Raw genomic sequence first — 20377 nt, 5'->3', positions numbered from 1 at the left:
TCCCTGAGAACGTTAAAAATACGGGTACTTTAGGTGGTTATTGGCACCTACATGATATAGTAAATATATAAAGAGAAACTTTAAGCTTTATAATTATTAGCTTTGATAATTATTATTTTTGTAAAGCAACGAACAAATTATCAGAATGGTAACTGATTCACATCTCCAAGAAACGACAATTAAAGCCGAATTACAACAAGCAGTTGAGCGGCGGCGCAACTTTGCGATTATTTCTCACCCCGACGCGGGTAAAACGACGCTGACGGAAAAGCTTTTGCTGTACGGAGGCGCAATTCACGAGGCGGGAGCAGTCAAGGCGCGACGGGCGCAAAAAAAGGCAACATCTGACTGGATGGAAATGGAACAACAACGGGGAATTTCGATTACCTCGACGGTGTTGCAGTTTGAGTATGAAAATTGTCAGATTAACTTGCTGGACACTCCCGGACACCAAGACTTCAGTGAAGATACTTATCGCACTTTGGCAGCAGCAGATAATGCCGTGATGCTAATTGATGCGGCTAAGGGTTTGGAACCGCAGACACGGAAACTGTTTGAAGTGTGTCGGATGCGAAATCTCCCCACTTTTACTTTTGTAAACAAACTCGATAGACCAGGACGCGAACCGTTGGATCTGCTGGATGAAATCGAGCGGGAGTTAGGGTTGCAGACTTATGCGGTAAACTGGCCGATTGGGATGGGCGATCGCTTCAAAGGTGTCTACGACCGACGAGAGAAAAAAATTCACCTGTTCGAGCGCAGCGAACACGGCAAGCGCGAAGCCATTGATACGGTTGTAGAATTAGGTGATCCTCGGATTGAAGAACTTTTAGAGCCAGAGCTTTACTACCAACTCAAAGACGATTTAGAACTCATAGAAGGCGTGGGGTCACAACTTGACTTAGATTTGGTTCACGCTGGCAAAATGACACCCGTATTCTTTGGTAGCGCCATGACCAACTTTGGTGTGGAGCCGTTTTTAAACGCCTTTCTGGATTATGCCTTGAAGCCGGGTTCGCGCAACTCCACCAACGGCGAAATTCCCCCGACTTATCCAGAATTTTCTGGCTTTGTCTTCAAACTCCAGGCGAATATGGACCCGAAGCATCGCGATCGCATTGCCTTTGTGCGCGTCTGTACTGGTAAGTTTGAAAAAGATATGACGGTAAATCACGCCCGTACTGGCAAAGCTGTTCGTCTGTCTCGTCCCCAAAAACTATTTGCCCAAGACAGAGAATCAATTGAAGAAGCGTATCCTGGCGATGTGATTGGTTTGAACAATCCCGGCGTATTTGCGATTGGTGACACAATTTATACTGGTCAGAAGCTGGAATATGAAGGGATTCCCTGCTTCTCGCCGGAAATCTTCGCTTATCTGAAAAATCCCAACCCTTCCAAGTTCAAGCAATTCCACAAAGGCGTTTCCGAACTGCGGGAAGAAGGCGCGGTACAAATCATGTACTCGGCGGATGATGCCAAACGCGACCCAATTCTGGCAGCAGTGGGACAACTGCAATTTGAAGTGGTGCAGTTCCGGATGCAGAATGAGTACGGCGTTGAGACTTTGTTGGAATTGTTACCTTATAGTGTGGCGCGTTGGGTTGATGGTGGTTGGGAAGCGTTGCAAAAAGTTGGGCGATTGTTCAACACTGTCACGGTGAAGGATAGTTGGGGTCGTCCGGTGCTGTTATTCCGAAATGAATGGAATTGTCAGCAGGTGCAAGCAGATCACCCAGAGCTGAAGTTGAATGTCGCAGCGCCTGTAGTTGCGGGACAACAACCAGTGGAGTTGTAAGTTAAGGATAATTTGTGCGGTAGGGGCATGGCATTGCCATGCCCCTACAAAATGTCGCAATTTTCTAAGGGTTGTATGAAACCACCCTGCCTTCCTGCCAGCCCAGAGGGAGAGAATAAATGATACAAATTGTAGCCAAGATGCTACGGATATAGGAAAGATTTTGGGCGAGGCAAAATCCCAAATTTTGATACTTGAGAGCAGAAGTATGGGTATCTTGGAAGGACGCCGAGTGAAAGAATTTTTATGGCTTCTCTACCTGACCCATCTCTGGACGATGGTCTAACAGCCCTGAAACAGGGAAATTACCAAGATGCGATCGCTCACCTTGAAGGTGTCTGCGAAGTTGATCTCAGTTCAAAGTCAGTCGTCCGCGCTCAGATGGGACTGGTGGTTGCTTACGAACGCACTGGCAAAATTGAGAAAGCGCGATCGCTTTGTGTCGCCCTCAGTCAAAGCAAATATCCCAAAGTTAAAAGCTGGGCGGAGCCTATCAAAGCTAAATTGGATCAACGTTATCCTCAACCGCCCCCAAAATCTGAACCTTCCCCAAAAACGGTAGATGTCACGGGGTTTGCCCCTCTCAACGAAACAACGCCAGCACTAGAACCACCACCAGCATCCGATGTCACGGGGTTTGTCCCTCTCAACGAAACCCTACCCCCACAAATCCGCACGGGGACGGGTTCTAATATTGCTGATGTGCCTTTACAAACAACTGCAAGTCCAGCGACACCAAGGGACACATCCCAGTCTGATAAAAAAGACGTAAGTGCGCCTGTACAAAAGGCAGTAAAGGGGAATACACAAGCAGAGTCTCCCCGATCTCCTTCCCGGTCAGATGCGAACGAGAATAAACCACTCTTAGCGGCGGCAATTTCTGAGACATTTGGAACTGATGACAGCAGTAAAGATGCGGATGAATTGCCTGTTGAACAGACGCGATCGCCTGCGTCTTTACAATGGAAGCAAGCTGGACGCGCCCAAGGATGGAAAGCTATGAAAGCAGTACAACAAGAGCGTTTGTGGTTGCTTCAGGCTGGAGTTGCGATCGCTTTATTTTGGGCGATTTCGCTTTTACTTCAGTTCGTAATGACGACGACGAACAACTTCTTGCTCAATATTCCCTTTTTGCAACCTATCCAAGCTTTTTACGAACAACCAACCGGGGTTGTAGTAATACTTTTACTGTTGCTTGCGTGTCTGTCGCCCTGGATACTGGATCTTATACTCAAGCACTTTTATGGCATCCAACCCTTGTCTCTTTCTGGGCTGTCTAAATTCAGCCCAGAGGCAGCTAAAATGTTACCGCGCTATTGCGGACAAAAGCGCTTAAAGTTGCCAACTTTAAAGATATTACCTAGTAGCGCCCCAGTTGCACTCACTTATGGAAATTTGCCCCAAACTGCCCGCATCGTAGTTAGTCAAGGGCTATTAGATCAACTGGCAGATGAGGAAATTGCCGCCATCTATGCAGGTGAGTTGGGGCATATTGTCCAAAATAGGCTGGTAGGGATTGCGATCGCATTTGGGATGTTTCTAATCGGCGGTTTTTTCTACTTGTTAGGAAACCCGGATTGGGCGTTTAATTGTTGGTGGATTGCCTTAGCGTGTTTGCCGTTGGGAGCGAATTTGGCAGTAATTTCCCTCGTCGTCTTAGTCGCACAGCTTGCTTACATAGTTTATTGGCAAGTAGCGCGTTGGGGAGACAGCACTCAAAGCCCTGTACTAAAAATACCTGCGGCGGTTATTTCGGCTTTGAGTTACGGCTTATTTTGGCTAACTCGCGCTTTAGGTTTGTGGTTGTCGCGATCGCGATTTAATTATAGCGATCGCGTGGCGACAGATATCACTGGCAACCCCAATGGACTTACCCGTGCTTTACTTAAAATTGCCATTGGCATTGCCGCTGATGTCCAACAACATCAATCAACTAGCTGGCTTTTAGAAAGCTTCGACTTACTGATGCCAGTGGGACACCGACAGGCGATCGCTTTGGGCAGTGTCACGCCTCTTACTACCTTTGAATCAGTTCTGCAATGGGATTGTCTCAACCCGTCTCGTCAGTGGATGACGATTAATAACTCTCATCCTTTAATAGGCGATCGCTTGTACTTAATATCCCTCTACGCCCGTCACTGGAAGCTGGAAACAGAACTAAACTTCACTCAAATACCCTCACTCAAAACCCCAAAAACGAAGCTAAGAACTCCAAACTCCAAACTCCTCTTACAAGGTGCGCCCTTTTTTGGCATCTTGTTCGGTTTAGCCTTGGGATGTTTATTTTGGCTGTTGGGTTGGATTGGTAGTTTCTTCGGAATCCGGCAACTTGTTTGGATGCTGGACGATTACTGGACTATTCTTATCGGTTGCTTACCGATAGGTTTTGGCCTTGGCACCTTTTTGCGGATTAATGCCTTCTTCCCGGATATCAAACCAGGCAACTTGCAAGACCCCAACCTGCCAAAGCTCTACGCCAGTACCGCCACTCTCCCTGTGGATAGTAAGCCAGTACGTATGCAAGGAAAACTCTTAGGGCGGCGAGGGATGAGTAATTGGCTGGGACAGGATTTAATCTTGCAAACTGACACGGGTTTAATCAAATTACACCATTGCTCCCAACTAGGCCCAATTGGCAATCTTTTACCATCATCTCGTCCTGGCGACCTGGTAAACCTTCCTGTCACAGCCATCGGCTGGTTTCGGCGGGGGGCAACTCCCTGGATCGATTTGGAAACCCTGCGATCGCAAAGCGGTATAACCACTCGCTCCTACCACCCTATCTGGTCAACGATTTTGGCGTGTGCAGCTGCGGCTTGGGGAATTTACATTATTTGGCGCGGCTAGTAAATATCTCAGGTTTTTGTGCATCTATTCCATAAATCTACACTTGGGGAGAGTCATCGGTTGTCTGCGATCGAGTAAAACAAACGACAACGATTGACAAAAAACAATTAATTGGTACTAATTTGTAACGAAAAATTGCGATTTTCCTAGTAAGTATGTTACATTTATTTACATAGGAAAGTCATTATGCTAGACGCAGCTTCGCTTTTGGAACGATCGCAAGGGCCGATTTTCCGTCTTGGCATCAGGTTTTCCTCCTCCCAACACAGCAAGCTTGACCAGCCCACGCGAGTGGCTGGTTTTTTTTTGCAGATTGGTTGTGTGTATGCTGTGTATGAGGATGGAATCCAAAATTTTAGTCACGTAGGGACATGACAATGCCATGTCCCTCTAGATGTATCGCACCCAACAAGCCAGACAAAAATGAATCTAATCGGGTTTCTTCTGCGTGAGTCTTGGGTTACAGTAGCGATCGCAGCCTTTACAGGTTCCGTCAGTGGAGCTTGTAGTGCTTTCCTCATCGCCTCGATCAACAACGCCCTCAGCAGCAACAATACATCCACAAATCAACTACTCTGGGGCTTTGTGGGATTAGCAATCGTCACCCTTGTAACTAGCTTAATCTCCGGATTTTTGCTGGTTAGTTTATCGCAAGAAGCCGTTTATAAACTGCGACTGCACTTGAGCGGTTTAATTTTATCATGCCCCTTGCGCCACCTAGAAGAACTAGGAGCGAACCGGATTTTAGCAACATTAACAGAAGATATACAAGCAATCTCTACCGCAGTCTTCACCATTCCTTTCCTTTCCATTGACATTGCCATAATTTTCGGCTGTTTAGTTTATTTAGGCTCGCTTTCCTGGGTAGTATTACTAATAACGCTAGTATTTTTAGTTGTCGCCATTGGTAGCGTTCAATTTCTATTATCTAAAGCCGAGCGTCTTCTGAAACTTGCTCGTGACGAACAGGATCGGCTATTCAAACACTTTCGCGCCATCACAGACGGAATTAAAGAACTCAAACTAAACGTTCGTCGCCGCGAAGCCTTCCTGACAGAAGAACTCCAAGTCACTGCTGCATCGTCACGAGATTACAGAGTCACCAGTTTAAGGATTTTAGCGATCGCTTCTAGTTTTGGCGACCTTCTCTTTTTCATCCTTCTTGCCTTATTAGTATTTGGTCTTCCCCAACTTACAACAATTAACACATCAGTTCTATCCGGATATGTCCTCACCCTTACCTTTATAATGCGGCCGATTCAGAGCATCTTACAAATACTACCCGGACTCAGCCAAGCCAGCGTTGCGTTACAAAAAATTGATACTTTAGGCTTATCTTTAGCCAGCCGTTCCGAAAATATTCCCAAATATCAATCTGACCCGCAGCCATTTTTCAAAAGTGTAGAACTCATCCAAATCAGCCACACTTATCGTAGAGAACAGGAAGAAAGTAATTTTACCCTTGGCCCAATTAGTTTAACTTTTCATCCAGGTGAACTGGTTTTTATTGTTGGCGGTAATGGCAGTGGTAAGTCCACCCTTGCTAAAATTATTGCTGGTTTATACATTCCCGAATCCGGGAAAATTAGTCTGAATGGAGAAAAAATCACTGATAATAATAGAGAATCATATCGTCAGTTATTCGCCACAGTATTTTCGGACTTTTATTTATTTGAGCGAATTTTAGGAATTAATATTAATAACCTCGATACCCAAGCCCAAGAGTATTTAAGGCAACTTCAGTTAGAGCATAAAGTCCAAATAAAAGATGGCGTACTTTCCACCACAGACCTTTCGCAAGGACAGCGTAAGCGTCTTGCTCTCCTCACCGCTTACTTGGAAGACCGCCCGATTTACCTATTCGATGAATGGGCATCAGATCAAGACCCTTTCTTTAGGGAAATCTTCTATAAACAACTTTTACCAGAACTTCAAAATAAAGGTAAAACTATACTGGTAATTAGTCACGACGATCGCTATTTTCATCTAGCAGATAAAACGATAAAACTAGACTACGGAAAATTAGCGTAGGTTGACTAACAGAACCTAACTACCAAAAGCATTAGATACGATAAATCGCCTCTGGAACAACTCCTAACTCTTCCATATAAGGATAATTTTAAGCCTCTTGCCTGAAAATTTCTGTATTTATAATAACAACTGAACTTCACACAAAGCTAACTCCTCTGGCAGAACTACTCTCCACGCTAAGGTAGTTCTTAAGAACGAGGTAGCCTAAGAGCAGTTTCTCGAAGATAGATAGCAGAAGAGTTATGTAGGACGCAAATAGAACCGCCAATGGAACCGACACACGGCAATACAAATACAGAACGGGATCTGGTAAAACCGGAAGACAAGAACTCTGATCCAATTACTCAGGTACAACGGGATAGTGTAATTACCTCTGAAGACTTGCCCCCAAAGCCATTTCGTATCAGCATTACCCTAATTAGCCTGCTGCTTCTTTTGCTTTTTGCTGGCTTTTACTTCGGCATCATTAACGTCTAGAACATCAGCAGCAACAATGACCTATTTGGCGTTTCACCTTGTCTTTATCCTGCCACCGCTCCTCCTACTGGCATGGCTTCAACGCCAACCTCTGGCTGGTATTGGAGGAGTTAGAGCGTGGTTAGGGCTGCCCCTGATTGCACTGGTTGCACTGATTTATACGACACCGTGGGACAATTACCTGGTTTGGCGCGAGGTGTGGAACTACGGCACGGATCGGGTAGTGGGTACAATTGGCTACGTACCCATTGAAGAATATTTATTCTTTATCCTTCAGCCACTCCTAACGGGTCTTTGGCTGTACTGGCTGTTTCCTCGCACCAGCGAACCAGTGAAGCAGGATGATTCTCCTTGGATGCGAGCATCGGGCATCGTTTTCTGGCTCGTTCTCAGCATTGCGGGAGCTTTCATGTTGCAGTCGGATAAGACTGTGTACATGGGGCTAATTTTAGCTTGGGCAGGCCCCGTACTGGCGCTACAGTGGGGAGTTGGAGCAAAGCACCTCTGGGCGAGAAAAGACGCTTGGCTGATTGGCACTCTGACCCCGACAGTTTACCTGTGGATAGCCGACCGCATCGCCATCGGACAGGGCATTTGGAGCATTTCGGAGACTTATAGCACGGGATTTAAGCTGTTCGGGTTGCCAATTGAGGAGGCGACGTTCTTTTTAGTCACGAACCTGCTAGTGGTGCAAGGACTTTTACTGTTTCTCTTGGTGGGGAATATGCGATCGCTCCTACCACTCATCTCTTTCCCCACTCTCAATAATGGGCGACCAGAACTTCCAAAAGCTCTTGCTCAGGTAGAGTCTGTAAACGATAGGGTTTGAGACGGTTGCCTTTATTTTCCACACACCTTTTAGGAGTAAAACCGAGATGCCTATTAAGGAATTTTTAGAACAAATTTCTGACACGGTATGGGAAATTCCGGTTTCCTACAAGGAAGGGATGCGCGTTCCCGCCCGGATTTATGGGACAGAAAAGATAATTTCCGAATTAGATGAAGCGGTTTACGACCAAGTTACGAATGTAGCGACGCTGCCAGGGATAACCAAATATGCTATGTGTATGCCCGACGGACACTTTGGCTATGGTTTTCCCATTGGTGGCGTGGCGGCGATGGATGTGGAAAAGGGGGGCGTGATTTCCCCCGGCGGTATCGGTTTTGATATCAATTGCGGAATGCGCTTGATGGTTACAAACCTCACCTACCATGAAGTCAAACCTTATATCAAAAAGCTGGTAGATAGGCTCTATGAAAGGGTTCCGGCTGGAGTAGGAAGCAGTGGCTTTGTGAAATTATCGCGGAATGACTTTCGCAAAGTGGTCGAACAAGGCGCTCAGTGGTGCGTGAATAATGGCTATGGTTGGGAAGAAGATTTAGAACTCATTGAAGAAAACGGCTGCATTAAAGGTGCTGATTCTGCAAAGATTAGTGACAAGGCAATTGACCGGGGTTTTAATCAAATTGGAACTCTAGGATCTGGCAATCATTATTTAGAAATTCAAGTTGCTCGAAAGCTAGATATTTTCGATCCAGAGTTAGCCAAGACAATGGGAATTACCATGCCGGATCAGGTGGTGGTAATGTTCCACTGTGGTAGTCGGGGATTTGGTCATCAGGTGGCAACTGACTATCTGCAAAGATTTTTAAAGGTAATGGATAGCAAGTATGGAATTAAAATACTAGACCGAGAATTAGCTTGTGCGCCCTTTGATTCTCCAGAAGGACAAGCCTATTTTTCGGCGATGAAATGTGGCATCAATATGTCTTATGCCAATCGTCAAGTGATTCTGCATCGCATCCGCGAAGTATTTTCGGAAATCTTTGAACGTTCGGCGGAAGACTTGGGGATGCACATGGTTTATGATGTCGCACACAATACCGCCAAGCTAGAGAGTCATATTGTGGATGGGAAAAAGCGATCGCTCCTCGTCCATCGTAAAGGTGCAACTCGCGCTTTCGCACCGGGAATGAAAGATGTTCCGGAACGCTACAAGAATATTGGTCAGCCGGTTATTATTGGCGGCAGTATGGAAACCGGATCTTATTTATTAACTGGCGTACCCACCGGCGACCAAACTTTCTTCAGCACTGCACACGGAAGCGGACGCACAATGAGTCGTACCAAGGCGCGAAAAGCTTGGAAGGGAGAAACACTCCTGAAGGATATGCAGAAGAAGGGCATCTATGTCCGCAGTACCTCAATGTCTGGACTAGCAGAAGAAGCGGGTGCAGCTTACAAAGACATCGATGATGTAATTGAAGCGGCGGAGTTAGCGGGGATTAGCAAAAAGGTGGTGCGGTTGACACCGATTGGCAATATTAAAGGATAAAGAAGGTTTAGCACTTAAGCGATCGCCTGATGCATAGTTATTTTAGAAGCCCTTCAAAATCAGCAAATTGCAGTGATTGGTGCATACTACGAAATCAGTAGCGGTGCAGTAGACTTTTTCGAGACAGAAGCAGACTTGCACCTTGATGATAGAGAATTAGCTGAGTAGTGCTTTTGCGCGAAACCGCTTGTGAATTCCTTGAGCGATCGCTTCCTAAATTGCTGGCTTTTTACGTTGTAAAAACTCCAAATCTATACAGAAACTAGGCTTACCTGTTTTGAAGTCACTCAGCTTGTATTTGTAGAGCGTTCCTTGTTTGGCAAAGACTAAATTCCCTAGGAAATCCCAAGTCGCCCAGTCAATACAATCGAGAAGATCGGGATAATCATCTAGCCTAAACTCAAAAGTGTACCCATATTTCAAATAACCTCTGTAATACATTCTTAATGTGGGATGCTCCCGACTCGGCTTCCAATACCAGCCGTCGTCATTTTCGCATTTAACGATATACTTTTTGGAATTATCAACTTTCACATCAGCACCGTAATTGTCTCCGGCTCTTATCCAGCCATCCCGCTCTAACCTGGGGTATAGTACGCCTAAATCTTCTCCTCCAAACTGAGACTTCAACTTTCCCAATTTAAAAGGAATGCTTCCTTTTGGCTGTCCCCAACCATTCAATAACAGTTCTTTCTCATCTTTCCAATAGCCTCCTCCAAACCACGTTCCAATATTGTCTGCCTCCAAGTAGGTTTTCAACCGAGGCAACAGACAAACCCCACTCCAGGTGTTGCCATTTTTTCCCCCCATCGCCAAATAAACCATCCATTTTCCGTCAAAAGATATATCGCATCTTTTTGGATATAACTTACCGTTAAACCAAGACCCATACTCTAGGCAATCGTCTTCTGTATTCCACCGAATGATGTGGAAAACTTTTGACGGCTTTCGTCTGATTACAGCGACGTAGGGGGAGCCTTTCGCCGGAAGTAAATGTATTCTCGCTGGTATTTCTTCAATCATCGCAGTGCAGTTTCATCAAAGGGATAGTTTATGCAGGTACGCACGCCACTTACAGTCATTACGGGGCCACTCGGAAGCGGAAAAACAACTCTACTTCGTCACATTCTTGACTCTTTTCCTAAAAAGATTGCCATTTTGATGAATGAATTTGGCGAAATTGGTATCGATACTAAAATCATTCAAGGCAAAAATGTCCAAATGGCGGATCTCGGTGGTGGTTGCGTCTGCTGTTCGCTGCTAGGGGAATTTGAAGCCGCTGTCAATGAAATCATTGATAGTGTTGACCCGGATAATATTGTAGTGGAGACAACTGGAGTTGCAGAACCAGATGCGCTGGTGTTCGACATTCAAGAAAGCTTAACCAAAGTGCGGCTGGATGGGGTTGTGACGGTTATCGATGCAGATGCAATGGTGAAATATCCGTCTGTGGGACATACCACTAGGATACAAATTGAAGCAGCAGACACCCTGCTTCTGAATAAAGTTGATTTGGTTTCCGAAAGCGAGTTAAAGGCAATAGAAGATAAATTGCGCTCCTTCAACGAAGTCGGATCAATTTTGCATACTAAGCGATGCCAAGTAGACCCAGATTTGCTATTTGGGATTGGTCGAGAGCGAGTGCAACCGCAACCTCATCACGTTCACCAACTTGAATTTGAATCATTTAGCACGACAAGTCCTGCCACTTTCGAGCGACAATGTTTTGAAGAATTTGCCGACTCCCTTGGGACAGATGTTTACCGGGCGAAAGGTTTTGTACGATTTCCTGAAGGAAACTACCTATTTAATTTCGTGGCTGGACGTTGGGATCTGGAGCCATTTGAACAAGAGGGGACGGAGCTAGTTTTTATCGGCAAACAGGTAAGCGATCGCAAAGAAGAAATTATTAGTCAGTTAAAGTCGTGTGAGCAATAGTCCTATGCCTTATGAGTTTCTTGAAGATGTTGCCACTGCTGATATTGCTTTTCACGCTTGGGGAAAAGATTTAGAGGAGCTTTTCATCGCGGCGGGTGATGCAACCATGAACGTGATGATTGATAATCTGGATGCGATCGCGCTAAGTGAGACACGCACCTTCAGCTTAGAAAACGATGAGTTGGATATGCTGCTGTTTAATTTCCTGCAAGAATTTATCTACTACAAGGACAGCGAGTTACTACTGCTGAGAGCGCAACAAGTTGAGATTTCCGAGAAAGATGGAGTGCATCAACTAAGCGCGGTTACGAAGGGAGAAAAGCTAGATAGCGATCGCCATCAGCAGCGGGTAGATGTCAAAGCTGTTACATTACACCAGTTCCAATTAGAAAAAACCGATGACGGTTGGACAGCAATGGTAATTCTTGATATTTAGCACGTGTTTGCAAAAAGGCTTTGCAAATTGTAAATGCCGATGCGGATATTTTAAGATTGCAGCGAATATAGCAATTCTCTATCGAGTGGAAAATAGGTTGTTTGTAGGAGCAATTCATGCGCTCCTACTCTGTAGTTTTTCAAAGAATGACTAATTCTCCTCTAAGTCAGTGACATTCGATTTAAAAACTCTGACAGGGGAAAATATTACCCAAGCTAAGCCTCATTTAGCCTACGGCACGCTACGCTAACGCCGACTCGCCAAAAACCCAACTTTGGAAACCTGCGAAGGCAGATTTCGTCTGTATGTCCATAACTTACAGGATACCCTTATCCTTCCAATCGCAGTGCGTCTTTATAAACATCCTTTCAAGAGGAGATTTTGTCCATAATGCACGATTTTATAGAACCACTGGGTAACTGGAATCCCCAACTGTTGCGGGAACTCAAAGGACGTCTTAAACCTCAAAACATTCTGCTGGCAACTGTTATCTCTGTGCTGGGTCAATTTGGAATCTTCATGTATTTTCAAACCCAGCTGCCGAATTCTGTTAACCGAATTGCGGATATCTACAACAAATATTGCACGGGTAAGCCCCTTCCTAATAGTAATGAACCGCTATGCCTGCCGGATGGATTGGGCAATTTGATCATCAACTCGCAATTATGGTCACTAGACCGATTTATATCCCTGAGCATTATTGGCATCTTAATCCTGCTACTAGCAGGAACCTATTCGCTAATTAGTGATTTGGCTACTGAACAACGTCGCGGCACCCTGAATTTTACTCGCCTCAGCCCTCACTCTACTGCGGGTATTTTGACGGGAAAACTGCTAGGGGTTCCGATTTTGATTTATCTGGTAGCTGTCGTTGCAGTTCCTCTCCATTTGTGGGCTGGACTCGCCGCTAAAATTCCTTTGGGAGAAATTTTGAGTTTCTATGGGGTTCTCGTTAGTAGCTGTATTTTCTTTTACAGTGCTGCGTTGCTATATGGGATTGTCAGTTCTTGGCTAGGCGGTTTTCAAGGTTGGTTGGGCAGTGGTATGGTTCTGGCTTTACTAATGCTAACTAAGGGAATAAGTACGACCAGTTACTATAATTCCACTACTTGGCTAAAGTTACTTAACCCCTTTTGCCTAATCCCACATTTGTCCGCCAGTTCTTTTAATGAATCCTTCGCCACAGAGTTAGAAGGGTTTAAGTGGTTTAGTTTACCATTGGGTGACAGTGTTTTAACTGCCGTCGGCTTTGTGCTGTTGAATTACGGCATTTTGACTTGGTTTATTTGGCAAGCTTGGCAGCGTTGCTTTCGTGAACCCAATGCCACTATGTTAAGCAAGCAGCAAAGTTATTTGTTAACTGCTTGCTTTACAGTTTTGACTCTAGGATGTGCCAATTACAACTCCATAGAAAATCGTAGCGTTTACGCTACGCCGCTGTCAGAAAACCTCTTGGCGCTATCATTGTTGAATCTGTTGCTATACCTCTGTTTAATTGCTGCTGTGACGCCTCATCGCCAAACTCTACAGGATTGGCTACGCGCTCGGCGCAAGAAGGGTTCTAATAGCAAGAGATTTGCTGATAGCTTGTTGGTAAAGGACTTAATTTGGGGTGAAAAAAGTCCGGCAGTAGTAGCGATCGCTGTTAATGTCGTGATTGTTATCATCCCCTTGACTTTATTTATTTTACTGTCCCCTGCACAATCAGCTACTGGTACACTTGCTGCTGCGAAAGTAAATGAGAGCAGAATTGGGGCGTTGTTTGGTCTTACTTTGGAGGCTGGCTTAATGCTAATTTACGCAAGCCTAGCCCAACTGCTGTTATTCATGCGAACTCAGCAACGGGCGTTCTGGGCAGCAGGTACGCTGGGGGCAACAATTTTATTGCCGCCAACTATTTTTGTAGTACTGGGAATTGGCAATTTCGCTCCATTGGCGGTGCTGTCGCTGTCTATTGTCTTTCCCTTCGCTTTCTTACTAAACGAGGAGAACGTTTTTCTGCTAATTACGTGTCTGGGACTAATACTGGTATTACTGAACCTGCAACTGACACGCCAGTTGCGACAAGCAGGCAAGCAAATCAAAGGCTCTAGCCACGTCACCTCGTAGTGAGAAACGCGCGATCGCGATGATGGCGATCGCGATCGCCATCAGCAGCGAGTAGATGTCAAAGCGGTTACTTTACACCAGTTCCAATTAGAAAAAACCGATGACGGTTGGACGGCGATGGTAATTCTTGATATTTAGGGCGTGTCTGCAATTTAAGAATACAGGGTGAGCGCGGTAGAGCTACGCAAGGTAGGCATTGCCCACCTTACTCCCTTGCTTACTCAGGGTAGTCTTGTCTTTAAACAACAGTTGAGCTTAACCAGGCTCCTACCTTAAGGATAATAGGGCCTACTTTGCTCCAGAGGGTCTGACCAGCATCTACAGTCTTACTTGCCTTTTCAAGGGTTTCTTCCAAACTCTCTAAATTAGCGAGCGCTAACTTCTTTTTAGGCTCCTCTCTTTCTATTGCCTTCTTTGTATCCTCTAGGTAAGTTGTTGCTTCCTCTTGTGCGTCCTTCGGCAATTCTTCCTCTCGAATTAGATTTCCTATTTGTTCTAACCAGGCAAGAACCTTCTCTCTTGTAATCTGTGCCTCAGCTGCGTAGTTGTGAACGATAGCTTGCTGACGAGCATTATCTTGATTTTTGTTAGCAAAGTTTGTGAAGTGCGCTCCGCGCTGATCGTTGTTGAAAGTTTCTGACATAAAAAACCTTACTGAATCTATGTTTTGTATGTGTTGTGAATTTTGATTAATAAAACTTTCAATATTATAGGTTATGCTAGTAGCAACTTCTTTTTCCTTTTTGGAGAAAGTCATCCCTTCTCCAATAATTCCATCTTCCTCTAATTGTAGAGACCAATTAAGCACGATATCTTTAACAGCTTCTAATATGCCGTATACTTGGGAGCTATCCGTGTGTATTACAACTTCAAATTTAGCATTTGCTGAACGCATTAAATAGCTCTGCATTTCCCCGGAGATAGCAATATGTAATCTTCTTCGGCTTTCTGTAGATGTAACTAAGCCCTGAAGTTCACTAATAGGTTGTCCAATTGCTGCATTGGATATAATTTCAAGAAGTTCCAAATCTTTAGCCCCAGTTGCTACGACTGGTATCCATCCGCGACAAGGATTCCATGCCTTAAGGCTTCCTGAAATAAAGCGGTATTGAGGAACCTTTTCCCAATCATAGTAGCCATTAAGCTCTAATTCTATCCATTTTTTAAATTCTTGAATCCTAAGTTTTCGGGCTACAACTAGGGCTTTACGAAGTAGATTTAATACTGAAACCGATGGTTCAGTAGCGTCTCTTTGTAATTCTACAATTAAAGATTCCATAAAAGATTCTTGACGTGGATCAAAACCTTCTTGACGTTACTTCCATCAATTGGAACACTGGCTCCAGGTTTATTTCAGTTCCAGTTTACCAAAGCCCTATTCGAGAGATGAATTTAAACTAAGACTCCTACGCTGTTTCTTTCCAATCTTCAATAGCCGCAATCGCAACATTGAGGTAAGAGTTGTCCAGCAACTCCTTTAAAGCTTCCTTTCCCGCCGCTTGTACAGCACTCACAACCCGTTCTCTTTTTGTTCTAGGAATTGAAGCCGTAACGAAAGCCTTTTGTTCTGCCTCGGTTGCTGTAGGATTAGTTTCCTCCAGTTGCTTTAAAAGTCGTTGGATCTCTCCTGCTGCTTCGGCTAGAGTTTGCTTTTGTTCAGATGCATAGCTATATTGGTTAACCTTAGCTTGCTGACGAGCATTATCCTCGTTTTTGTTAGCAAAATTTGCAATGTTAGGTTGACTAAAATTATTGTTAAAGGTATCTGACTCTGACATAGATGTAATATTTGCGTAATTTTGATTATTATCACCAACATTAAGTGCGATTGCGCCAAAGTTGGAATTAGGCATATTAATCAGATGACCAACACGTCTCACTTCAGCAGTATCAAACCGCCCAAATAGTGGTTCTTCGTCAATCATCTGAATACCCCGGCTTGTAATCCTTATATACCTAAAATAGGAGTCTGCTAAGTAGCGTTCAGTTATAACTTCTCCTTCCTCTTCCATAGGAGAAACAACCCGAACTACATCTGCAACCCTAATATTGAGACTTTTAGCTATAAAATCAGATGTTATATCAAAACAATGATATCGATCAGGATGTCTAGCATGATACTCGTACAAAATCATCAATACTGCCTGCCTAAGTTTAGAATCAGTTGATTTCGCAGCATCAAAACTTGGTATTGAAATAAGTGATTCATTTGATAAGTCCTGATGCACTGGCTGGAACTTAAGACAATTATGTGAACACTTAGTCTTATAATCCTCTCGACTATTAAAGCCAATAGCAGCACAGTTAGCACACCAATCACCTTCATGAATCTGAGTTTCTAGCATTCCATTGAAAGTGTTTACCTGAATCCCTATGTGTAATTTTCCTAATTTGAGATTTATACAATTTACTTGTTGGAGAATCTCAGGAATTAGACATTGATTGCAAGTCTCTGTCGAAGTTAAGTTTGTAGGTTTTATCCCATGATCTTCTGTAATAGTGCATTCTAGATAGGTACCTCTAGACCGTCTATAGGGACAGGACTTTAACATGAGTATAAGCTCAAGACAATTAAATATAGGGCATCCAAACATGGCTTACCCAGTAAGTTGATACATTGATAGCACAATATAGAACAAGTGTACCAATTTTAGCCCTGAATATGGATATACTCACCCTTGACCAATTTGGTCGTCTTCTCATTCCCAACGAGATACGAGAACAACTCGGAGTGACCAGCACCACTCAGTTCACTTTGGCAGCCCAAGACGGTAAGCTGATTCTGGAGCCTTTGCCCCAAGAGTCCAAAGTTTATCATTCAGGCACGTCATTAGCCGTTGAGTCAGAGCCAATAGGTAATTTAGAGACGGTACTGGAAGAACTACGGGAAGAACGAATTAAAGAATTTATTACCAGGAGTGAGAACCCTGTTTGATCGTTTGATCTCTCAGTGCTGGTCGCTAGAAGTAACAAAAAAGACTTTTCAACTCACGATGTCTATCAAAAATCTGGATTCGACTGCCCCGCCTAGTTAAGATACAAGCAGTAAGCCACTCCTAGAAAGTTGTCATGGTACAGTACAACCCGTTGCAATATCTTCCAACAGCTGAAGAACTGCCTGACTCTGACGATACCCCTGTGGATAACGAACTGCAAATTCTCATCCCCACTCTGCTACGAGCAATCTTAGCTCTACTGTGGGCAGACCGCAGGGACTGGTTTTTCGGGGTGAATATGGGAGTTTACTATCAACCCCAATTAGCGGCAATTGTACCGGATAGCTTTCTGAGTTTAGGAGTAGAGCGATTTAAGCCTAGTGGTAAACTCCGACTAAGCTACGTACTTTGGCAAGAAAACAATATTGTCCCGCAGTGGGTATTAGAAGTTGTCTCTAAAACTCCAGGCGGCGAGTACGACGAAAAGATGACCAAGTATGCTCAACTCGGTGTGCTGTACTACGTCATCTACAACCCCGACTATTACAGGCGCGACAAGCACGACTCGTTTGAAGTGTATCGTCTAGAGAATGGTGTCTACGTGCGTCAGATGAGTTCCCTAGTGTGGATGCCAGAAATTGGGTTGGGAATAGGGTGCGAGGTGGGTACTCATGAAGGATACATGAGGGAATGGCTCTATTGGTACGACCAGAATGGCAATCGACTTATTCCACCAGAGGAAATAATTAGGCAGGAGCGTCAAATAGCGCAGCAGGAGCGTCAACGGGCAGAGCGTTTGGCGGAGCGACTGCGCCAGATGGGAGTTGACCCCGATACTCTGTAGAAATGCGATAAGCCTGACAGTATGCTTTGCTAAGGCACGGTAGTAATTCATCAGTGCGATCGCGTCTGGGTCTATTCCAGTTCAAGTTGAGCCAAGAGCTTTTGTCTACTGAAACCTTACCAAGCGTTTCCCAAAATACATCATTCTTTATACAGAGAAATTGATACCAAAAAATTTCTCTGATGTTTAGGCAATATTCATTCACTATTTTAAGGCTAAATAGTTTATCCCCCCTACCCCCTCCTGTCTTTAACAATATGATGTGCTGTAGTCTTAAAAATTAAAATTCGGGGGGATTGGTTTTTTGGCGGACACTTAGTGAAAAAATGCTTCAGATATTTAGTCAATACTAATTCACCATTTTAAGGCTAAATACGTTATCCCCCCACCCCCTTTTACTCTTAACAGGATGATGCGCGGTAGACAAAGGAGTCGGGAGTTAGGGGGGATTATTTATTACGAACAAATTAGTGAAATGGGATAATTTGTACCGCCTTAGAAAGAAGATTATAAGATTTATTTCCAATAGTCTAGTTAAAGGACAATAGTTGGGAACGAGCTTATGCAGATTTCATTATAGAGGCATTAAGTGGACAAGGCATCGTTCATCCTTGGGGCAATCTAATCAGCAATCTTTGGTAATTGTTCTAATCAATCAAAATCATTGAAATCTAAATTCGGAGCATTATGACAACTGAACAACCAAAAAATACCAACCAGACTGACGCTGTGCAGCACGATAGCGAAACACCTCTTCCTAAGAAACCCTCTGTTCTATTTATCCTCAGCACTTCAATAGGACTGATCACCATTCTCACTGTGGTTATAAGTGCTTATCGCGGAGTTGCTGGTCTCTAGTTCTACTCAATAGAAGTTCTAAACGCTGGCATTTTTTTAAGGAAGTGTCAGCGTTTAGCGCTGATTTATTGCAATTCTCGTTTAAATGCACTACGGTTTAACCCCTCCCCTGTAGAGACGCGATATATCGCGTCTGGAACGTTTATCTTCCCTACAAAGGAACCTTGCTGTTGGGTGAGGTTTTGAAATTGAAATAGGCCGCTTAGCGCTGAGTCACCAACATCTTCATTCCCTGTTTTGGGCGGAGTGTTAACGAGGGTTGCAGCACCACCAGATACTCTGGTTGTAGTGTTAGATGAAATTTTTGCGCGATCGCTTCTACCTGTTCCTGCTGAAGGTATATCGATTTTGGATGATTTTAGATTGGAAATTGACAAATCTCCCTTCCAGCCACCTACTCTCCTACTGCTTCAATTGCTCTAAGTGTTTGAGGTTCTAGGTTTCTCGCACCATATAGCTCAACGAATCTTCTCATAAGCCACATTGTTTCTCGATCTGAAAGCCCACTTAAGTTGACTAAACGGTATATATTTCTTTCTGCTAGTTTACGCAAGTAGGGTAAATCTTCAAACAGTGTCAAACAAGCGGCAAAATGCAAGATGGTTTGCAACAACGGTTTGGGCCATTCCAGATTACTGTAGATGTCTATAAACAACTTATGCTCGTTCTCATTCAGAGGAATAGCATTAAACATTACAGTTATATGTTTGTTGTTGTAGACCGGAATTATCAGCTCTACAGTATAGGGAGTATGCAATATTAATCCCGCTTCAACTATCGGCTGTCTCCAAATTCTCAGAGCATTGGCTGGAGAATCTAAAATTGTCTGAAACTTAACCATCCCACCCATTTCTGTTGGCTGAATCTGGCTAACATTAATGACTTTTAAGTTATTCAGGCTGAAATTGTGAATCGTCTCCAGATGTTTTAAATTCAACAAATGATAGATTTGACAGAGATAGGGAACAGGCAAAATATATTCCTGGCTGATCATATGTTGATCTTGCAATTCAACCATTCTGGATTGAACTGTAGATATATATACTTCATCTAGATACGGATGTGAATCTTTCCGGTATCTTTGTATCGTGTCAACACCACCGCTATTAAAGCTTTGCTCTGGCTTCAAACACAGCCAACTTCCAAAGAAGAAAAAGGCGGTCAATAATTGGAAAATTTCTATTGGAGAGATATATCCATCAGCCAATGAAGCAAAGCTTCTATCTGTGATTCCAAAAAGCCAAGATGGAATTCCAAATGCCCAAATATTATTTTTGAGCTTGGTCATCAAAAGAGAAAGTTCTAAAGATTGAATGTTCTGTATGGTTTGAGAACTTTTGGTGGGCAAAATACCGTTAGTCATAGCAATTCAAAAAAAATATTTTTAAAGCTTCTCAGCACAAACTATCCCCGAAAGGGTAGACCGGATAGATGCGTAAGCGTTACTTAGACTTTTACCAATTTTTCTGTGTGATGCTATACACTATATTTTTCCTACTCTCCTTGAAAAAAGAGACTTTAAAGAATCGCAAGTGTAGCGTTAATCAAGCCAATTGGTATTAGTAGGCTCGCTTTGGATATTTAATGGTGAAATTTAAACCCCGATAAAACATCTTGATAAGAGCGATCGCTGTTTTATCGCAGATATTTTGGAAAGGTATTCCTTCTAAGAGCATATTTGTGCCTACATATAAAGTAACACGTAATATTTTTTAACAGCCTCTATCCCAGGTTAAGGCTGACTTTCTACCAAAATAAGGAAGGCGGGTA

At 43.8% G+C, this 20377-nt stretch carries 18 protein-coding genes and 1 pseudogene; 14 read left to right on the top strand and 5 right to left on the bottom strand.

What is annotated here, in order from left to right; genetic code table 11:
- Nucleotides 1-145 precede the first annotated feature (145 nt).
- From NDI42_RS08610 to NDI42_RS08580, 7 genes are all read left to right on the top strand, one after another.
- A complete protein-coding gene (locus NDI42_RS08610; protein ID WP_190458128.1) occupies nucleotides 146-1795 on the top strand; it encodes a peptide chain release factor 3 in 1650 nt (549 codons plus the stop codon).
- Nucleotides 1796-2041: 246 nt separating this feature from the next.
- Nucleotides 2042-4642, top strand: a complete 2601-nt coding sequence (locus NDI42_RS08605) for a zinc metalloprotease HtpX (RefSeq protein ID WP_190458126.1) — start codon at nucleotides 2042-2044, stop codon at nucleotides 4640-4642.
- Nucleotides 4643-4828: 186 nt separating this feature from the next.
- Nucleotides 4829-5017, top strand: a complete 189-nt coding sequence (locus NDI42_RS08600) for a hypothetical protein (protein WP_190458124.1) — start codon at nucleotides 4829-4831, stop codon at nucleotides 5015-5017.
- A gap of 48 nt (nucleotides 5018-5065) precedes the next feature.
- Nucleotides 5066-6673, top strand: coding sequence for a cyclic peptide export ABC transporter (locus tag NDI42_RS08595; RefSeq protein WP_190458122.1), 1608 nt, complete (start codon nucleotides 5066-5068; stop codon nucleotides 6671-6673).
- A gap of 267 nt (nucleotides 6674-6940) precedes the next feature.
- Nucleotides 6941-7150 (top strand): hypothetical protein, encoded by a 210-nt coding sequence (locus NDI42_RS08590; protein WP_190458120.1) that lies wholly within the window; start codon nucleotides 6941-6943, stop codon nucleotides 7148-7150.
- A gap of 16 nt (nucleotides 7151-7166) precedes the next feature.
- Nucleotides 7167-7979 (top strand): lycopene cyclase domain-containing protein, encoded by an 813-nt coding sequence (locus NDI42_RS08585; protein WP_190458118.1) that lies wholly within the window; start codon nucleotides 7167-7169, stop codon nucleotides 7977-7979.
- 46 nt (nucleotides 7980-8025) lie between these two features.
- The gene (locus NDI42_RS08580) at nucleotides 8026-9486 is read left to right on the top strand and encodes an RtcB family protein (protein ID WP_190458116.1); all 1461 of its coding nucleotides are present in this window, start codon (nucleotides 8026-8028) and stop codon (nucleotides 9484-9486) included.
- 213 nt (nucleotides 9487-9699) lie between these two features.
- Here the strand turns inward: NDI42_RS08580 and NDI42_RS08575 are convergent, their stop codons facing one another.
- Nucleotides 9700-10509, bottom strand: coding sequence for a hypothetical protein (locus NDI42_RS08575; RefSeq protein WP_190458114.1), 810 nt, complete (start codon nucleotides 10507-10509; stop codon nucleotides 9700-9702).
- Nucleotides 10510-10539: 30 nt separating this feature from the next.
- On the opposite strand from NDI42_RS08575, the gene NDI42_RS08570 reads away from it, so the two are divergent.
- From NDI42_RS08570 to NDI42_RS08555, 4 genes and pseudogenes are all read left to right on the top strand, one after another.
- The gene (locus NDI42_RS08570; RefSeq protein WP_190458112.1) at nucleotides 10540-11424 is read left to right on the top strand and encodes a CobW family GTP-binding protein; all 885 of its coding nucleotides are present in this window, start codon (nucleotides 10540-10542) and stop codon (nucleotides 11422-11424) included.
- Nucleotides 11425-11428: 4 nt separating this feature from the next.
- Entirely contained in the window at nucleotides 11429-11860 is a 432-nt protein-coding gene (locus NDI42_RS08565) for an archease (protein ID WP_190458111.1), read from the top strand.
- Between the two features lie 390 nt (nucleotides 11861-12250).
- Complete coding sequence (locus tag NDI42_RS08560; RefSeq protein WP_199311326.1) at nucleotides 12251-13969, top strand: hypothetical protein; 1719 nt, start codon at nucleotides 12251-12253, stop codon at nucleotides 13967-13969.
- 27 nt (nucleotides 13970-13996) lie between these two features.
- Nucleotides 13997-14107, top strand: a pseudogene (locus NDI42_RS08555) (archease); the annotation flags it as partial.
- Nucleotides 14108-14207: 100 nt separating this feature from the next.
- Here the strand turns inward: NDI42_RS08555 and NDI42_RS08550 are convergent.
- Nucleotides 14208-15248, bottom strand: a complete 1041-nt coding sequence (locus NDI42_RS08550) for an AbiTii domain-containing protein (protein ID WP_190458109.1) — start codon at nucleotides 15246-15248, stop codon at nucleotides 14208-14210.
- A 127-nt stretch (nucleotides 15249-15375) separates the two neighbouring features.
- Nucleotides 15376-16314: a hypothetical protein gene (locus tag NDI42_RS08545; RefSeq protein WP_190458107.1), complete on the bottom strand. Its 939-nt coding sequence runs from the start codon at nucleotides 16312-16314 to the stop codon at nucleotides 15376-15378.
- 317 nt (nucleotides 16315-16631) lie between these two features.
- Between NDI42_RS08545 and NDI42_RS08540 the strand changes: the two genes are divergently transcribed.
- From NDI42_RS08540 to NDI42_RS08530, 3 genes are all read left to right on the top strand, one after another.
- Nucleotides 16632-16904, top strand: coding sequence for an AbrB family transcriptional regulator (locus NDI42_RS08540; protein WP_190458105.1), 273 nt, complete (start codon nucleotides 16632-16634; stop codon nucleotides 16902-16904).
- Between the two features lie 134 nt (nucleotides 16905-17038).
- Entirely contained in the window at nucleotides 17039-17749 is a 711-nt protein-coding gene (locus NDI42_RS08535; RefSeq protein WP_190458103.1) for a Uma2 family endonuclease, read from the top strand.
- 687 nt (nucleotides 17750-18436) lie between these two features.
- Nucleotides 18437-18607: a hypothetical protein gene (locus NDI42_RS08530; protein ID WP_190421210.1), complete on the top strand. Its 171-nt coding sequence runs from the start codon at nucleotides 18437-18439 to the stop codon at nucleotides 18605-18607.
- Nucleotides 18608-18672: 65 nt separating this feature from the next.
- Here NDI42_RS08530 and NDI42_RS08525 read toward each other — a convergent pair whose 3' ends face one another.
- Both NDI42_RS08525 and NDI42_RS08520 read right to left on the bottom strand, forming a co-directional pair.
- On the bottom strand, nucleotides 18673-18984 hold the full coding sequence (locus NDI42_RS08525; RefSeq protein WP_190458102.1) for a hypothetical protein: 312 nt from the start codon (nucleotides 18982-18984) through the stop codon (nucleotides 18673-18675).
- A gap of 17 nt (nucleotides 18985-19001) precedes the next feature.
- Nucleotides 19002-19970, bottom strand: a complete 969-nt coding sequence (locus tag NDI42_RS08520) for a hypothetical protein (RefSeq protein ID WP_190458100.1) — start codon at nucleotides 19968-19970, stop codon at nucleotides 19002-19004.
- Between the last annotated feature and the right edge of the window lie 407 nt (nucleotides 19971-20377).

This window comes from Funiculus sociatus GB2-C1, from assembly GCF_039962115.1.
Taxonomy (GTDB): Bacteria; Cyanobacteriota; Cyanobacteriia; order Cyanobacteriales; family FACHB-T130; genus Funiculus; species Funiculus sociatus.
This window is presented reverse-complemented; position numbering and strand designations above follow the sequence as displayed.

What these genes read in the sequence shown, in the direction of transcription:
- NDI42_RS08595 (WP_190458122.1), top strand. Translation starts at nt 5,066, where the DNA reads ATGAATCTAATCGGGTTTCTTCTGCGTGAGTCTTGGGTTACAGTAGCG.
- NDI42_RS08570 (WP_190458112.1), top strand. Translation starts at nt 10,540, where the DNA reads ATGCAGGTACGCACGCCACTTACAGTCATTACGGGGCCACTCGGAAGC.
- NDI42_RS08530 (WP_190421210.1), top strand. Translation starts at nt 18,437, where the DNA reads ATGACAACTGAACAACCAAAAAATACCAACCAGACTGACGCTGTGCAG.
- NDI42_RS08610 (WP_190458128.1), top strand. Translation starts at nt 146, where the DNA reads ATGGTAACTGATTCACATCTCCAAGAAACGACAATTAAAGCCGAATTA.
- NDI42_RS08550 (WP_190458109.1), bottom strand. Translation starts at nt 15,248, where the DNA reads ATGGAATCTTTAATTGTAGAATTACAAAGAGACGCTACTGAACCATCG.
- NDI42_RS08600 (WP_190458124.1), top strand. Translation starts at nt 4,829, where the DNA reads ATGCTAGACGCAGCTTCGCTTTTGGAACGATCGCAAGGGCCGATTTTC.
- NDI42_RS08575 (WP_190458114.1), bottom strand. Translation starts at nt 10,509, where the DNA reads ATGATTGAAGAAATACCAGCGAGAATACATTTACTTCCGGCGAAAGGC.
- NDI42_RS08565 (WP_190458111.1), top strand. Translation starts at nt 11,429, where the DNA reads ATGCCTTATGAGTTTCTTGAAGATGTTGCCACTGCTGATATTGCTTTT.
- NDI42_RS08590 (WP_190458120.1), top strand. Translation starts at nt 6,941, where the DNA reads ATGGAACCGACACACGGCAATACAAATACAGAACGGGATCTGGTAAAA.
- NDI42_RS08585 (WP_190458118.1), top strand. Translation starts at nt 7,167, where the DNA reads ATGACCTATTTGGCGTTTCACCTTGTCTTTATCCTGCCACCGCTCCTC.
- NDI42_RS08535 (WP_190458103.1), top strand. Translation starts at nt 17,039, where the DNA reads ATGGTACAGTACAACCCGTTGCAATATCTTCCAACAGCTGAAGAACTG.
- NDI42_RS08560 (WP_199311326.1), top strand. Translation starts at nt 12,251, where the DNA reads ATGCACGATTTTATAGAACCACTGGGTAACTGGAATCCCCAACTGTTG.
- NDI42_RS08605 (WP_190458126.1), top strand. Translation starts at nt 2,042, where the DNA reads ATGGCTTCTCTACCTGACCCATCTCTGGACGATGGTCTAACAGCCCTG.
- NDI42_RS08540 (WP_190458105.1), top strand. Translation starts at nt 16,632, where the DNA reads ATGGATATACTCACCCTTGACCAATTTGGTCGTCTTCTCATTCCCAAC.
- NDI42_RS08580 (WP_190458116.1), top strand. Translation starts at nt 8,026, where the DNA reads ATGCCTATTAAGGAATTTTTAGAACAAATTTCTGACACGGTATGGGAA.
- NDI42_RS08545 (WP_190458107.1), bottom strand. Translation starts at nt 16,314, where the DNA reads ATGCTAGAAACTCAGATTCATGAAGGTGATTGGTGTGCTAACTGTGCT.
- NDI42_RS08520 (WP_190458100.1), bottom strand. Translation starts at nt 19,970, where the DNA reads ATGACTAACGGTATTTTGCCCACCAAAAGTTCTCAAACCATACAGAAC.